The following is a 15,977-nucleotide window of genomic DNA, read 5'->3' as shown; positions in this document are numbered from 1 at the left end:
TCAAATTAAGCAGAAGCCATTCATACCCCTCCGCTCCTTCCCTTTGAGACGCTCCGTCTCCTCCAGGAAAAGAAAGAAACAGCACACACGAAGCTACATCCTTCAAGAACAATTCTCAAAAATGCACCCCGAGTAACCCTGCTAAGCTATAAGAAGCACTTCCCCCAAGACCTAGATGCCTAAGAGGGGAGTGCCCGGCTACAGCTCTATATTAGTCAAGATCTCCGGCAGAGAGGTCGATATTCTCTTCTACTTCTTGGATCTCTTTTTTCAGTTTATTGCGGTACTGGTTATACTTTGCCTTTGCTTCGTAATACCCTTCTACCACACTATCGCGAGCCTTGTCTGCTGTTGTCATTACATCATCGACAAAGCTATTGCGCTTTTCTTTGTCAGAGAAATAAGCTATTGCAGCACCCAAGGCTACACCAATAGCAATACCTAATCCAAACTTTACTTCACTCTTCATAACTTCAATTCTCCAATTAATAAGGTGATACTTACACTTTGTGCTAACAAACCGAAAGTTGAGGCCACCAACTCTTTCGTGAGCCCCACCTCTCTAGGGGTAAAGATACAAATAGTTTCTGATATAATGCAAATAGAACAAAAGGGACAGAATAGAGCAAGAGGGGCCTTTCGACGATGGAATGAGAGAAAATCCACAACCCAATAAAAGGAAGACAAACGATTTCTTTCATCGCCTCTGTCTTTTATCTAAGGAAAAACACAAGTACGGTAAGAAAACATTGAACCCAAGGTGGCAAATCAAAATCATTGGTTATCTTCGTAGAAGCAAAACGACTAAAAGCACAACTAAATTGAAAGATCGAATATGAAACGACATTTTCTCCTCTCCATCTACACCCTACTGCTATTATTTATGGGTGTTGCCTGTATGAATGCTCAGGCGCCTCTCATTACTATGACCACTATAGATGCGGACAATTATGAGGGGTCTATTGCTTTCTCACTTTCGGGATCTGAAGAAGATTTCAAGAGCCTCCTGATTGACGCGGGTTACGGCAAGAAGCCTGCCAACGAGGTAGATAGTGAGGGGAAAATACCTATCAAGGGAAACGTTGTTAAGATCTACGGCACCTGCCAAGGGTTTGTAGCACCTATGGAGCGGGTCAAAAACCTAGAGTTTGCAGAGAACGAATGCATCAAGCAACTCTCTCTTATGCTCAACGAATTCCCCCAGGGGTTGGATCTCTCCGCCAATAAAGCGCTAGAGAATGTCAGCTTTATGAGTTGCGAGATGCAGTCTCTTGATTTCAGCAAGCTCCCCGCCACGCTCAAGCAGCTATACCTATCCTCTAACGAATTGACAAGTGTAGATCTATCGGGGCTTCCACGGCTAGAGACAATCTACATTGACGAAAATCCTAAAATCCAATCCGTTGACTTCAGTAAAAACCCTCACCTCAACCGCATCAACATCTCGGGCAATCCCCTTATCAAAAGTGTGGACCTAGCGGCCAACAAAGAGCTTGTGGTCTTCGAGGCTTGGGATTGCAATCTATCGGATCTCGATCTATCCCATACCGATCTTTTGGAGAATATCGCCATAAAGAACAGCAAGGTAAAGAATCTCAAACTTGGGAAAACCGACAAAATTCAGGTTCTCGACATCTCAGACAACTCCATTAAAACAATCCGTACGGAGGAGATGCCCGAACTACTATCGCTCTCTGTGGCTGGTAATAAGGAGATGACCACCCTAGACGTTACCAAGTGTCCCGATCTCATAAGCCTAAGCATCGATAGTACGAAAATCGCAGAAATAGATCTTTCGAAATCGCTTGCGCTTGAGACACTGACAGCCTCTAAGAGTGCACTCAAGAGCCTGGATCTCTCCAACAACCCGCTGCTCAACCAACTCTCAATTGAGGATTGCCAATCTTTTACGGCTCTCGACATCTCTAAAAATCCTAAGCTGAGAATCCTTATCATTGCAGGCAATAAACTAGGATTTGATGCAACTAAGGAGATCGCAAATAACCTCTCCGACCTACTCGACACGGAGGACATTGGTGTATGGGGTGTGTTCTTAGAAAAGACTCCCGAAGATCAAAATAAAGTTTCCGATAAGACTGTAGTAGTAGCCTTGAAAAAGAAGTGGGAAGTAGTAGCACGCAATGTCTATGGGGATTTCTATGACTATACCGGAATTGACACCGGATTAAAAACGATAGAAAAGCAACCTAAGGGAGTACTAAACATTAGCGTTAAGGGGAATGGCATTGAAGTAAATAACCTCCCTCAAGGCTACCAGAAGAGGGTCAACATTTTCGATGAAAATGGGCATCTCATTCTCTCCGGACTTACCAACAGCAACTCCATTCTCTTTGATGGCGTAGAAAACCTACAAGGAGTTTTCATTGTAGAGTGCAATGGAGCCATAGGTAAGGGTATCATTCGTTGATAGACACTTATATAAAATCATAGCATAAAGGACAGAGTCTTCTACTCGCGGGTAGGAGACTCTTTTTCCTTTATCCGGGACAAGGGGCGTCAGCATGGCACAAAAAATCCATGCCTAAAACTTTTCTCGTTCCTGCCCTAAAAAGAAATATTTCTTAGTCAGAAAGTGGATGCATTTCCGGCTGGTTTTTCTTTTGTTTTAGGGCAAGAAATTTTTCGCAATTAGCCTAGAGGGAAAAAGAGAGAGGGCAACGGGGAGAGAATTTGTACCTTTGAGGGCATAAAAAACAAACTATAATTACCCCATGCCCTCAGATTATCGTCCTCGTCTTGTAGCCGACCAATCCCTCCCCTACCTCGCAGGATTACTTGATGCCGTGGCCGACGTTACCTACCTTCCGTCCCAAGAGATCACCCGCGAGCGACTTATCGAAGAAAAAACCGAGGGGCTTCTCATCCGCAGTGTCACACGTTGCAACCAAAGTCTACTTGAGGGCACTATGGTTCGCTCCATAGCGACCGCCACCGCCGGATTTGACCATATTGATAGAGATTACTGCTCTTCCCATGGTATCCTGTGGCGCAACTCCCCGGGCTGCAATGCGCGATCCGTAGCTCACTGGGTAATGGGGGTACTTGCCGAGCGTGCCCTACGCCTCAAAAGACCTCTAGCGCAAGAAACCCTCGCTATTATAGGGGTAGGTCATGTGGGAGGCAATGTACAGCAAATGGCTGAGGCACTAGGCGTCAAAACTCTTCTAGTGGATCCCCCTAGGGCAGAACAAGAGGGACAGCAAGGCTTCTCTTCCCTAGAGGAAGCAGCCCACGAAGCTACCATCATAACCTTTCACACCCCACTCACCAAAGAGGGAAAGCATCTCACCTATCATCTTTTGGGAGAGGACTTCCTCCGCCAGTGCCGCAAAAAGCCTCTTATACTGAATGCAGCCCGAGGAGCCATTGCCGATAGCGATGCTCTCCTCCAAGCCCTAAACTCCGAGAAGATAGAGGGGTTTTATCTCGATTGCTGGGAGGGAGAGCCCAATATCCGACTCGATGTTTTGGCGCGAGCAGAGCGTGCGACCCCTCATATCGCAGGTTTTTCTGCCGATGGCAAAGCCCGAGGCACGCGCATGGCAGTAGAGACTACGCTGGAGCATTTCGGGCTCAATCCCTCTCTCATTCCCTTTGACCAAATAACCCTCCCCTCGCCTGAAAATGCCACAATAGACCTCAGCTTGATAGGCTCATTGCGCCCGGAGTGGGTGCTTGCACATACCATGAAAGCTCTCTCCCAAATAGAGCTGGCTCTACGCCAAACTCCCGACCAATTCGAATCCCTTAGGGTGCATTACAACTATCCCCGTGAGGCTCCTGCCTATCGGTTGCTGGGCGTTCTCCCGGAAGAAAAGCAACTATTCCGCGCCCTTGGTTACGGCATTGCGTAGGCAGAAAATTAGAAACTCTATACTAAAGCATACACTTTGTGCGTTAAGCTAGCAGGACGTCTCTCCCCTCAAAGGAGGCTACCCGCACCAAAAGGGCTGAGACAGAATGCGAATAAGAAGAATAGCAGATGACAAAAAGATATCACCTCCTTGCACCGGCTTTTGGTGGTTTGGTAACTCTGGTGCTCCTCGCAGCTTGTGCCTCGCGCCCTCGCTCAACATCAGGTGGCGAATTGGTAGGAGCTTCACTTGCTTCGTGGCAAGAGCCATCGCCCTATGGCATGGTACTTATCCCTCGCGGTTCGATTGTGCTTGGGCATACTCAGGCGGATAGCCTTTGGGGCTTCCCGGCAGAATCGAAGGCAATATCGGTAGATGCCTTTTGGATGGATAGGACGGAAATTACCAATGCGCAGTACCGTCAGTTTGTCTATTTTGTACGCGACTCTATCATAAGGGAACGCCTAGCCGATCCTGCCTATGGAGGGAACCCCGACTACAAAATCACTACCGATAAGTACGACAATCCCATTGAGCCGCACCTCGATTGGTCTCGCCCCATCCCCAATCAAAAGCGTGCCACAGAGGAAGAACTCAACGCCATCAATAGTGTTTATTACACTAATCCCGTAACCCACGAGCGGGGGTTGGATCCCTCTCAAATGGTCTATCGTTACGAGCGCTACGACTATCACGCCGCAGCCCTGTATCGTACACAGATGCTCGCCTTGCGCAATCCCTCCATCACCCCTGCGGAGATCGAGGCTCTCCAGCTACCGACCATTGCCAAAGACACAGCCTATATCGACGATAACGGCCGCGTTATGCGCCAAACCATTACGCGCCGACTTGCTAGCGAATACGACTTCCTTAATACGTATATAGTGCCCATTTACCCGGACGAGGCCTGCTGGGTACGAGACTTCCCCAACTCGACCAATGCCGAGTATGCACACCTCTATTTCAATCACCCGGGCTACGATAATTATCCCGTCGTAGGGGTGTCTTGGGAGCAAGCTCAAGCCTTCTGCGCTTGGCGCTCAGCCTCTTTCCGTCAAGGGCTCAACATCCCCGAAGGGATGATCCTCGAAGATTTCCGTCTGCCCACCGAGGCTGAATGGGAGTACGCCGCACGAGTGGGCGATAGCAACCGACGCTACCCATGGAGCGCTCAAGACCTACAAAGCGATAAGGGTTGCTACCTAGGCAACTTCAAACCTGGGGAAGGCGATTACACCGCAGACGGGCACCTTATCACAAGTCAGGTGGGATCGTTCTCGCCCAACGACTTCGGATTGTACGACATGGCAGGCAATGTTGCCGAGTGGACCGAGTCCGCCTACTCAGCCTCTAGCTACAAAGATGTAGACGACATAAACCCGGAGCTGGACTATCATGCCGACCTACGTGACCCCGAGATACTCCGCCGCAAAGTAGTACGTGGGGGTTCGTGGAAAGATGTCGTACGCTTTATACAATCCGCCACCCGCAGCTACGAATCTCAAGGCAAAGCTCGCTCGTACATTGGCTTCCGCTGTGTGCGCAGAGCCATCAGCTTTACTCCTCAAAAAAGAAGCAACAAGAAAAAATAGCAAAAGAGTCCTATGGAAACAAATAAAAAAGCCGGTAAACTCAGTCTTTTTTTGGCGAGCCGCCGTGGAAAAAAGATCCTCAACGTAGCTTACAGTTGGGGGGCAGCCGTAGTAATTGTAGGGGCTCTTTTTAAGCTCTTACACTGGTCTTTTGGGGATCAAATGCTCTTCGTTGGGATGATGACAGAGTTCCTTGTATTCTTCATCTCAGGCTTTGAACAACCCGAAGAAACCTACAAATGGGAGCAAGTATTCCCCGAACTCAATGCAGGCCTAGAGGGAAGAAACCCACAAGACATGGAGCAGCAACGCGACTATCTCACCCAAAGGGCAGAAGCAGCACGGCAGCGTGCAGAGAGTTTCGAGCCCTCCTCTCCTTCACACCTCGGAGCCGCAGCCCCCGAGGTTTCACTCGCCGGAGTACTCTCCCAAGAGGAGCTTGATCACCTTCGTGGCAGCATACAGAGACTAAGCGGAGCTATCGACCAGCTCTCCCGACTCGGGGAAGTAACCAGCGGGATGACCCATCAGTGGCAGAGCATCAACCTACAGACGCTCAACGAACATACGGCACAATATAACGAACAGATAGCAGCCCTCGGCAAGAACATTACGGGGCTCAACGCCGCCTACGAGGCACAGTTGCGTGATGTAAATCAGCAAATTGCAGCCATCGAAGGGATCAATGCCGGTCTCGATCGTATGCGCGAGATGTATGAGGGGAGCCTCGGAGACAGCAACGCATTCCGTATGGAGAATGCCCACATGGCTCGCCAATTGCAAGACTTAAACCGCATATATGCACGCTTGTTGGATGCTATGACCATCAATATGGGAGGCTCCATGATGTCTCGCAATGCCTATCCGGACCCCTATCGTCAGGGCTATACTCCATCGTATGATGCCTATCCGCCCTCACGAGAAGAGCAGTACCCCAACCACCGTCAAACCCAACAATAAATCCTTAGTTCAATATGGCTTCGGGAGGATCTTCGGGCAATCGCAACCGGCAGAAGATGATCAATCTAATGTATCTCGTCTTCATTGCCATGGTAGCCCTCAATGTGTCTTCGGATGTACTGGCAGGCTTTGACAAAGTGGGAGAAGGTCTCGCCCAGATGCTTGCTACCACTACCGAGCGAAACGATCGCACCGGTATGGAGCTACAGCTAGCCTACAACCACAATCCGGACAAGGCAGCCACGGCTTTTGCTCGGGGCAAACAGATACAAAGTGCAGCCGACTCGCTCTACCAATTTATAGACGAACTCAAACAACTTATCGTTGTAAAAACGGACGGAAAGGATGGAGATGTAAATAATATCGACCGCAAGGATGATATGAATGCCTCCGCTGCCATTATGCTCAATCCGCTAGATCCCAAGGGAGCACAGCTACGCTCTCGTATTGAGCACTTCCGCAAAATGGCCGGGAGTATGATGCTCGACAGCGGTAAGCGTCGCGCTATGGAAAATATCCTTTCCACGTCTCCGAAAGGGATTCAGCCCTGGGAAAATTCTCTTTTTGAGGGGATGCCTACCATTGCTGCAGTGACTCTCCTCACACAAATTCAGACGGATCTACGCAACGTGGAGGGCGAAGTTTTGAGCGAACTTATCCGAAGCATTGATATTGGTGACTTCCGTGTCAATAAAATAGAGGCACAAGTAGTGCCGGAAAGTCAGATCGTAATGAGTGGGGGAACCTACCGCGCCCAAATCGTACTGAGCAGTGTAGACTCTACCCAGCAGCCCCGTATCGTGGTCAATGGTAAGGAACTTCCCGCATCAAGCCGTGGGGTATATAGTGTACCAACCGGCACTTCGGGCACTTTCCCCATCAAAGGATTCATCGAAATGCGGCGCGGAGATGGCACGCTCGAGAAGCATGAGTTTAACTCCGAATACACGGTCACAGCTCCCATGGCCTCCATTGCTCCTACCTTGATGAACGTACTATACGCAGGGATAGACAACCCCATCAACATAGCCGTGCCCGGTGTTGCCGGCGAAGCGATATCGGCAACGATGAGCAATGGAAGTCTCACCAAACGAGGGAATCAGTGGGTAGCACGCCCTGCCAAAGTAGGTACAGAAGCCGTCATAAGTGTATCGGCACGAGGGATGGATGGTAGTGTAAAGAAAGTAGCCGAACAGCGATTGAGAGTTCGCTCTCTGCCCGATCCTCTCCCCTACATTGAGTATAAGGATGCCAACGGAGCACCCAAACGCTTCCGTGGAGGGAGCCTCGCCAAACGCGATCTCCTAGAGGCCGGTGGAATCAAAGCTGCCATCGACGACGACATATTGGAGGTCTCCTACTCAGTAGTTCGCTTCCAGCTCACCTTCTTCGACCAGATGGGAAATGCCATGCCCGAAGTGGGGCAAGGAGATCGATTCTCGGAGCGACAACTCTCACGCATACGCTCCCTCTCCCGTGGCAAACGCTTCTACATCAGTGAAGTGATAGCCCGTGGTCCCGACGGCGTAGAGCGCAAAATTCCTCCCATTGAAGTAATAGTTAAGTAGATAAGCATGAAGTTCTATAATCATATAGCCTGCCACCTCTCCGCAGCTCTATTAGCTCTCTCTTTGAGCCTCACCTATAGTTGGGCTCAAAACGACTCCATACAAGCCGCCCCTGTGCGCAAAAGCACTACCTCTCGTCGCGCCCAACAAGAGAAACAAGAGGCCCAGCAAGATGGTCTGAGTGCACGTGCATCTGAACTAAACCAACGGCTAGAGAAGAATAGCAGCAACGCCCCTTGGAAGCGGGTCATCTACCGAGAAGTCAACCTCGATAGTGCCGAGAATGCTGCTCTCTACTACCCTCCTCGCCCCACCGAGACTGAGCAGAACCTCTTCTCTACACTCTTTAGACTTGTGAACAAAGGGGCTATCGAAGTTTTCGATTATACGGACGGATACGAAGCCTTCGACGCTAAACACAAACTCAACTTCTCCGACTTTCTAGATCGATTTGGTATCCTATTCGAAGAAGATGCCAGCCGAGAAGGGAATGCGCGCTACGTGGTAGCCGAAGCCGATATACCCTCCGAACTTGTAAAAAGCTACTTCTTGAAAGAAGAATATTACTTCGATCCCATCCGGAGCACCATCGATACCAAAGTAATTGCCCTCTGCCCTGTAATGCACGATACGGGCGACGCCGAGGAGCCGCTTAAGTATCCCCTCTTTTGGGTTACCTACGAAAGCATCCGCCCCTACCTGGCCATGCAGCCTGTAATGCTGAGCGACATCAATAACGCCACCACCTCTACACTCGACAATTACTTCCGCATGAGGCTATACAACGGAGGTATCTACAAAACACAAAACAGGCTTGGTAAGGCTCTCGCTCAATACTGCCCCACGCCGGACTCTCTCCGCAGCGAGCAGCAACGCATTGAGCAGGAGCTAAAAAGTTTTGAGGTAGGTCTTTGGATGCAAACGCCCCAAACTGATGCTCCCGAAGAGGTAACGACAGAGAGGAAAGACAACACTCAAACCACTACAGTACAAGATAATACGGCACGAGCTCGCCGCCAAAAAAGCAAGGAGAAAACACCCAAGGCTCCAAAGGCTGCCAAAGCAGCAAAACCGGCTAAGGCAACGAGCAGCAGCAAGCGAAGTGCGCGAGGACGCTTCTAGCCTCGCCCTCTATGCGTTCTCTTCTCCTCTCCCTCTTCACTACCTTTTTGCGTATAGGTAGCTTCACCTTTGGGGGAGGGTACGCCATGTTGCCCCTCATAGAGAGGGATGTAGTAGAGCGGCACAAATGGCTCTCTCACGAAGAGTTCATCGACCTATTTGCCGTTGCCCAATCGCTCCCCGGGGTATTTGCAGTCAATATATCCATCTTTGTGGGCTACCGCCTTGCGGGAAAGCGGGGTGGCACCATTGCCGCTCTCGGGACTATTCTCCCCTCTTTTGTCATTATTCTACTACTTGCTTTTACCTTCGAGAGTGCTAAGAGCAATCCCCATATTGCGGCTATAATGCAAGGGATTCGCCCTGCGGTTGTCGCCCTTATTGCTGTACCGGTTTATACCACTTGGCGTACCATGCGCCTATCCAACAGGTGGCTCATTGTGCCTATTCTTACGGCTCTCTTGGTTTGGTTTTTTGGAGTTTCTCCTATCTTAATTATCCTAGTATCGGGAGGGTTGGGGATACTTTATCGAGAAGGGCTCAAGCGCAAACTAAAGCAACAGAAGTAAGGTTGAGCCTAGCAAAAGAGTATGACTACCCTACTTCTCTACCTACAGCTTTTTTGGACTTATACCAAAATTGGACTCTTCGGCTTCGGAGGGGGCTACGCCATGCTCTCTCTTGTACAAGACGAAGTAGTGGTAAAGCAAGGCTGGATCACGGAGCAACAATTCACGGATATAGTGGCGCTGAGCCAAGTTACACCGGGTCCCATCGGCATCAACAGTGCCACCTATATTGGCTACACGGCTACGGGTTCTATCCTCGGGGCTATTGTGGCCACCTTGGCCGTCTCACTCCCCTCCTTTATTTTGGTGATGCTCATCTCCATGGCGTTCTCACGTTTTCGACAAAACCGATGGGTGGAAGCGGCTTTTGTGGGTATCCGCCCCGCCTCTGTTGGGCTTATTGCCTCAGCAGCTCTGCTACTCTCTATTCACGCAGAGGGCGTTTGGCAATGGATAAACCATGGGAATAGAGAGGCGATTGTAGTGCGAGACAATTTCCCTGATTTGCGTAGTCTTTTACTATTTGCTGTTACCTTTGTAGTCGCACTCAGGCGATGGGTACACCCGATCCTCCTCATCTTACTTGCAGGAGGTGCAGGGTGGTTGCTTTACTACGCCCTCGCTTAGTCTTGACTCTACAATAAAATAAAACTAACAACACACTAACTATCAAAACAATGATGAACAAAAAACACCATTGGCTCTACCACGCAATCCTTTGCGGAGCCGCCCTTTTTGCCTCTATCGCACCTAGCCTTGCACAACAAAAAAGTGACACAAAAGGCGAGGGACCTCTAGTCCTTGTAAGTACGGCACCTCAGCACCTTCTTTTTGGATTTGACCTAGGGCTCGAACGCTCCCTCTCTCCCAAACTTTCTCTAGGTGCCGATCTCACAGCTCACTTATGGCTTTTGGAAATGCCCAACATAGCGATCTCTCCCATGGCTAAATACTACTTCACGGGCACTGTAGGCTCGGGGATTTACGCTCGGGCAAAGGCTGTGGCGGGCTACTTCTTTGGCACTACAGCATTAGACGCTCCCTATTATGCGGGTCTGGGAGTAGGCTTCGGATTTTTACTCCCCATAGGGAAAACCAAGCGTTGGCACCTGGGCATCGATGGCGGGGTCAAGCTAGCCCTTCCCTTTGGTTACGAAGAAAACCGGCCAGCCGTAAGAACAGAATGGGGGTTGCCCTACTATACTCTGCTAAGCCCTGCATCCATTCCGGAACTATCTATTAGGATCGCCTACCGTCTCTAGTCCGGCAATTTAGTTCTCTATACCAAGCAATAAGCAACCATTGTATAGCCGATATTCATTGCTGTACTACGCCTAGCTGGTCTCGGATCTACAACAAAAAAAACACCAACAACACACTAATTATCAAAGTAATGATGAACAGAAAATGCCATTGGTTCTACCATACAATCCTTTGTGGAGCCGCCCTTTTGGCCGCTATCGCTCCCAGTCTTGCACAAGAAAAAAGTGACACAAAAGGCAAGGGACCTCTAGTCCTTGTAAGTACGGCACCTCAGCACCTTCTTTTTGGATTTGACCTAGGGCTCGAACGCTCCCTCTCTCCCAAACTTTCTCTAGGTGCCGATCTCACAGCTCACTTATGGCTTTTGGAAATGCCCAACATAGCGATCTCTCCCATGGCTAAATACTACTTCACGGGCACTGTAGGCTCGGGGATTTACGCTCGGGCAAAGGCTGTGGCGGGCTACTTCTTTGGCACTACAGCATTAGACGCTCCCTATTATGCGGGTCTGGGAGTAGGCTTCGGATTTTTACTCCCCGTAGGGAAAACCGGGCGTTGGCACCTGGGCATCGATGGCGGGGTCAAGCTAGCCATTCCCTTTGGTGACGGAGGAGATCGTCCAGCCTTAGGAGGAGACTGGGGGATAACCTACTACACTCTACTAAGCCCGGCAGCTATTCCGGAACTATCTATTAGGATTGCCTACAGCCTCTAGTCCGGCAATTTAGTTCTCTACACCGAGCGGTAGAGTAGTTCAATAGTCTGCTCTTTTTCCTCTTGCAGAAGGAGGTTTGACAATGATAAGTCATAGAAATGGAGATATGATTGTTGTATAGGGGAATCCCCCTATTTGCGTAGCATGTCACAACTTTCCACTATCTTCACGCCTGCACTTAGGCGATGGGTGCACCCGATCCTCCACATCTTACTTGTAGGAGATATCGGATAGTCACTTTACTACGCCCTTATTTAGTCTCGACTCTACAACAAAATAAAACTAACAACACACTAACTATCAAAACAATGATGAACAGAAAACACCATTGGCTCTACCACGCAATGCTTTGCGGAGCCGCTCTTTTGGCCTCTATCGCTCCTAGCCTTGCACAACAAAAAAGTGACACAAAAAGCGGTGTCCCCCAGACCCTTATAAGTACCGCACCTCAGCACCTTCTTTTTGGAATTAACCTAGGGGTCGAACGTGCGCTCTCTCCCAAATTTTCTCTCGGTGCCGATCTTACAACGCACCTCTGGCTTTTGGAAATGCCTAACATAGCCATCTCTCCCATGGCAAGATACTACTTCTCGGGAACTTTTGGGTCAGGGTTTTACGCTCAAGTAAAGGCTGTGGCGGGTTCCTTCTTTGGCACCACCACAGCATTAGGCAAGCCCTATTATGCCGGCGGGGGAGTAGGATGCGGATTCTTACGCCCTATAGGGAATAGCGGACGTTGGTACTTGGGCGCTGAGGCAGGCCTAAAACTAGCCTTTCCTTTTGGTCCCGATAATCGGTCAGTCGGAGGGGGAGAATGGGGGATAGCCTACTACTCTCTACTGAGTCCGGCAGCTATTCCGGAACTATCTGTAAGGATTGCCTACAGCCTCTAGTCCGGCAAATTTGGTCGCTACACCGAGCGGCTAGCAACAGTTGTAGAGTCGATATCCGTTGCTCGTACAAACCGCCGGAGTAGTTCGACAGTTTGCTCTTTTGCCTCTTGCAGAAGGGCGTCTCCTCCCTCCTCTTGGGGTACATAATTATTGATAAAGATCAGAGCGTTGCGAGTAGATAGTTCTACTTTGCTGCGCTCTGAGTCGCTTGTAGGGGTCGCAAAAGTACCTAAAGCATCTTCGTAAATGGGCAACCCTTGCACGTTAAGTACGCCACGGCCAATCCCCTCGAAGTGATCTTCGGCAGAGCCAATACGCAATGTTATATCCCCTTGTAGCGTATCGGCATCAAAGACTCCAAGTGAATACCCCGTAGCTATGGAGACGATATTGCCCAAATCGACAAGCTGATTGACCCAATACAACCCCAAGCCTTTGACAATACGTCGGCGCAACTGCTCGGCAGCCGGCCGGTAGCGATTGGGATCTTTGCCACAGAGTTTGTAAGCTGCTCTCGTATAATGGATGGTAGGCATCTCCTTTATCTTGTCAAGTTGCGTGGTGAGAACCACTTGTGCCATGAGCCTATCCATCTCCATTTTGAGCAGGTGGTCTGTAGGCATATTAGAGACCTTTGCCTCAATTATTGCCATGGAAAAATGGGGACAAAGCCGAGCAAAGTCAGAGGCTATGGATACATGGTGTCGCATAAAAGTTTAGATAAAATCATAGCTACCCCAATAGGTTTGCAGCTATGGATATGTAGTACTTTCGTAAGGATTTAGACCTGAGGAGGGCGGGTTAATCGTTGAGTCCTAGCTCATCTTTCACCTCATCGTCCCACTCAATATCAAGCAATTCGTCTTCGTCGTCCTCGTCGTCTTCTAGCCACTCAATAGCCCCCTCTTTATTGTAAAGAGCATCATCGTCGTGGAGCGTCTCTACCTGCATAGCCTCGCGTACCAGCTCTGTATTGTCGTAGGGCATCTCACGATTGAGCTCTTGCCAGAGCAGGTCTTTTAGTTCTGTGAGGCCACGTTGTGCCACTGCCGAGATGAAAACATGAGGTAGCTCTTGAGGAATTTCTTCACGAACCATCTCGATCAATTCGTCGTCGGCCAAGTCGCATTTGGTAATCGCCAGGAGACGACGCTTAGTGCCCAACCCCGGATTGTACTTGAGCAACTCGGCAAGCAAGACTTCATACTCCCGATAGATATGCTCCGTATCAATAGGGATCATAAATAGGAGTATAGAGTTGCGTTCAATGTGGCGAAGGAAGCGGAGTCCTAACCCTTTTCCCTCTGCAGCACCCTCGATGATACCGGGGATGTCTGCCATTACAAAGGAGCGATTGTCCCTATAACTAACAATACCGAGATTAGGAACAAGGGTGGTAAAGGGATAATCGGCAATCTTGGGTTTAGCCGCTGTTATGGCACTCAAAAGCGTAGACTTACCGGCATTGGGCAAGCCAACCAACCCGACATCGGCGAGGGTCTTGAGCTGCAAGATGATCTCACGCTCCTGTGCCGGTTCGCCGGGTTGTGCAAAGCGGGGAGCCTGATTGGTAGCATTTTTGAAGAAGGAATTTCCCTTCCCTCCACGCCCCCCCTTAAGGAGGAGCTTCTGCTCTTCGTGGCGCGTAACATCAAGGATAAACTCCCCCGTTGTGGCGTCATATACGGAGGTGCCGAGAGGTACCTCTATTATCACATCGCTACCCGAAGAGCCGGTTTTGAGAGCACCGGCACCACTCTCGCCACTCGGGGCATATATATGCCGATTGAAACGCAAGTGAAGAAGCGTCCAATAGTTGCGATTGGCACGAATATAAATACTCCCGCCATTACCTCCATCTCCCCCATCAGGTCCACCTTTGGGGATATATTTTTCGCGGCGGAAGTGTGCCGAACCTCTACCGCCCTTACCCGAGCGGCAGTAGATCTTCACATAGTCTACAAAATTGCTCTCTGCCATCTACCCTCAGCAGTCGCCTAAGCGAGTTTGTCAATAATTTGGTAGAGACGCTCGGAGATCTCCTCTACTCTACCTGTACCATCGACCAAATGGAGATTGCCCTGCTGAGCATAATACTCGGAGACAGGAGCTGTCTGCGTGCGATAAACCTTAAGCCTATGATTAATGGTTTCGATGTTGTCGTCGCTGCGCCCTTCCTTCTCTTTGCGGAGGAGCAAACGCTCTATCACCATCTCATCGGGCACAGAAAGCTCTAGCATGGCACTCACCTTGGTCTGGTGACGCTGTAGCAAAAGATCGAGGGCTTGGGCTTGAGCCACCGTACGAGGGAAGCCATCGAAGACAAAACCTTTTACGTCGGGATGCGAAGCTACAAGGTCTTCCATCATTCCAATGATAACTTCGTCGGGGACTAAGTGACCGGCCTCTATCAAAGTCTTAGCCTTCAGACCCAGTTCTGTCTCTGCCTTAATCTCTGCACGGAGAATATCTCCGGTCGATACATGCATTAACTGATAACGCTGTACCAAATTGGCACTCTGAGTACCCTTGCCCGACCCCGGGGCTCCAAATAAGATTAGGTTTATCATCACTCTTTGAGTTTGTAAATATCTCGGAGCATACGCCCTCTGTCATCGTAGTCTAAGCCATGCCCTACAATAAAATCGTTGTCGATCTCAAGCCCTACATAGTCCGCTTTTATATCGCACATTAGCGCCTTGGGCTTTGTGAGCATGGCAGCAATACGCACCTCTACGGCTCCCTCATCAAGGTATAGAGCCTTTACATTTTGCATCGTGTAACCGGAGTCGATAAGATCCTCCAAGATCACAACATGACGCCCCTTGAGGGGGGTACTAACGGGCATTACCTCCTTAAGGCTGAAGGTAGACTGCGTCCCTTGATATGACGAATAGCGAGCAAACGCGACCTCGTGCTCTGTGCCGATGTAACTCAGCAACTCAGAGGCAAACATAAAGGCACCATTCATGATCACTACATAGAGAGGATCTTTGCCTTCCATATCTACCCGTATCTCTTCTGCCATACGTTGGATGGCAGCATCAATCTCGCGATAAGTAATGTAAGGTGCAAATACCCTTCCGTAAAGCTCTATATCTTCCATACGAATCTCGTTCTTATGGGACAAAGTTAGCTTATTCCGTTCAATCCTCTTCGTTTCTCAGATGTTTTCTCCGAGAGAAGAGGGAGAAAAAGGGTAAAAAACCGTCTGAGAAAGAGCTCTTCATCCCCAAGGGGGCTTTTCCCATTGGGTAGAAATAAAAAAATTACTGCCCTAAATGTTGGGTCGTTTTAGGCTGAAATCCTCAGATTTCTCAGGCTAAAACTTTTTTATTCTTGGGCAAAAAAGGGAAGACTTTTTGGGCAAGAAAAAATTTCCCTCCAGCCAGCGACTCACAATGAGGATCCCCCGTATCT

At 49.5% G+C, this 15,977-nt stretch carries 16 protein-coding genes; 11 read left to right on the top strand and 5 right to left on the bottom strand.

The window, feature by feature from the left end; genetic code table 11:
* Positions 1-211: 211 nt before the first annotated feature.
* Complete coding sequence (locus tag ACTTHR_RS01865; RefSeq protein ID WP_004332155.1) at positions 212-469, bottom strand: YtxH domain-containing protein; 258 nt, start codon at positions 467-469, stop codon at positions 212-214.
* Positions 470-835: 366 nt separating this feature from the next.
* Here ACTTHR_RS01865 and ACTTHR_RS01860 point away from each other — a divergent pair, with 366 nt between their 5' ends.
* From ACTTHR_RS01860 to ACTTHR_RS01810, 11 genes are all read left to right on the top strand, one after another.
* A complete protein-coding gene (locus tag ACTTHR_RS01860) occupies positions 836-2,428 on the top strand; it encodes a leucine-rich repeat domain-containing protein (RefSeq protein ID WP_442604977.1) in 1,593 nt (530 codons plus the stop codon).
* Positions 2,429-2,732: 304 nt separating this feature from the next.
* Positions 2,733-3,875 (top strand): 4-phosphoerythronate dehydrogenase, encoded by a 1,143-nt coding sequence (locus ACTTHR_RS01855; protein ID WP_442604976.1) that lies wholly within the window; start codon positions 2,733-2,735, stop codon positions 3,873-3,875.
* 128 nt (positions 3,876-4,003) lie between these two features.
* Positions 4,004-5,467, top strand: coding sequence for an SUMF1/EgtB/PvdO family nonheme iron enzyme (locus tag ACTTHR_RS01850; protein WP_442604975.1), 1,464 nt, complete (start codon positions 4,004-4,006; stop codon positions 5,465-5,467).
* 12 nt (positions 5,468-5,479) lie between these two features.
* A complete protein-coding gene (gene gldL / locus ACTTHR_RS01845; protein ID WP_442604974.1) occupies positions 5,480-6,427 on the top strand; it encodes a gliding motility protein GldL in 948 nt (315 codons plus the stop codon).
* A 14-nt stretch (positions 6,428-6,441) separates the two neighbouring features.
* Positions 6,442-7,995, top strand: a complete 1,554-nt coding sequence (gldM, locus tag ACTTHR_RS01840; RefSeq protein ID WP_442604973.1) for a gliding motility protein GldM — start codon at positions 6,442-6,444, stop codon at positions 7,993-7,995.
* 6 nt (positions 7,996-8,001) lie between these two features.
* Complete coding sequence (gene gldN, locus ACTTHR_RS01835; RefSeq protein ID WP_442604972.1) at positions 8,002-9,117, top strand: gliding motility protein GldN; 1,116 nt, start codon at positions 8,002-8,004, stop codon at positions 9,115-9,117.
* A gap of 11 nt (positions 9,118-9,128) precedes the next feature.
* The gene (locus tag ACTTHR_RS01830; protein ID WP_442604971.1) at positions 9,129-9,686 is read left to right on the top strand and encodes a chromate transporter; all 558 of its coding nucleotides are present in this window, start codon (positions 9,129-9,131) and stop codon (positions 9,684-9,686) included.
* 21 nt (positions 9,687-9,707) lie between these two features.
* Positions 9,708-10,313 carry a chromate transporter gene (locus ACTTHR_RS01825; RefSeq protein WP_442604970.1) on the top strand — a complete coding sequence of 202 codons (606 nt, stop codon included), beginning with the start codon at positions 9,708-9,710 and terminating at the stop codon, positions 10,311-10,313.
* A gap of 50 nt (positions 10,314-10,363) precedes the next feature.
* Positions 10,364-10,948, top strand: coding sequence for a hypothetical protein (locus ACTTHR_RS01820; protein ID WP_442604969.1), 585 nt, complete (start codon positions 10,364-10,366; stop codon positions 10,946-10,948).
* 131 nt (positions 10,949-11,079) lie between these two features.
* The gene (locus ACTTHR_RS01815) at positions 11,080-11,664 is read left to right on the top strand and encodes a hypothetical protein (RefSeq protein ID WP_442604968.1); all 585 of its coding nucleotides are present in this window, start codon (positions 11,080-11,082) and stop codon (positions 11,662-11,664) included.
* Positions 11,665-11,972: 308 nt separating this feature from the next.
* Positions 11,973-12,557 (top strand): DUF3575 domain-containing protein, encoded by a 585-nt coding sequence (locus tag ACTTHR_RS01810; RefSeq protein WP_442604967.1) that lies wholly within the window; start codon positions 11,973-11,975, stop codon positions 12,555-12,557.
* A 17-nt stretch (positions 12,558-12,574) separates the two neighbouring features.
* On the opposite strand, the gene ACTTHR_RS01805 is transcribed toward ACTTHR_RS01810, so the two are convergent.
* The 4 genes from ACTTHR_RS01805 to ACTTHR_RS01790 all read right to left on the bottom strand — a co-directional run bounded on the left by ACTTHR_RS01805 (position 12,575) and on the right by ACTTHR_RS01790 (position 15,663).
* The gene (locus ACTTHR_RS01805) at positions 12,575-13,267 is read right to left on the bottom strand and encodes a B3/B4 domain-containing protein (RefSeq protein ID WP_442604966.1); all 693 of its coding nucleotides are present in this window, start codon (positions 13,265-13,267) and stop codon (positions 12,575-12,577) included.
* 91 nt (positions 13,268-13,358) lie between these two features.
* Complete coding sequence (obgE, locus tag ACTTHR_RS01800) at positions 13,359-14,537, bottom strand: GTPase ObgE (RefSeq protein ID WP_442604965.1); 1,179 nt, start codon at positions 14,535-14,537, stop codon at positions 13,359-13,361.
* Between the two features lie 17 nt (positions 14,538-14,554).
* Positions 14,555-15,127, bottom strand: coding sequence for an adenylate kinase (locus ACTTHR_RS01795; RefSeq protein WP_004332243.1), 573 nt, complete (start codon positions 15,125-15,127; stop codon positions 14,555-14,557).
* On the bottom strand, positions 15,127-15,663 hold the full coding sequence (locus ACTTHR_RS01790) for a phosphoribosyltransferase (protein WP_311140921.1): 537 nt from the start codon (positions 15,661-15,663) through the stop codon (positions 15,127-15,129). The genes ACTTHR_RS01795 and ACTTHR_RS01790 overlap by 1 nt, the downstream gene beginning before the upstream one ends.
* Between the last annotated feature and the right edge of the window lie 314 nt (positions 15,664-15,977).

It is taken from the genome of Porphyromonas endodontalis, from assembly GCF_052173515.1.
Lineage (GTDB): Bacteria > Bacteroidota > Bacteroidia > Bacteroidales > Porphyromonadaceae > Porphyromonas > Porphyromonas endodontalis_A.
The sequence above is the reverse complement of the archived record's forward strand: the minus strand, read 5'-3'. Positions and strand labels throughout refer to the sequence as shown.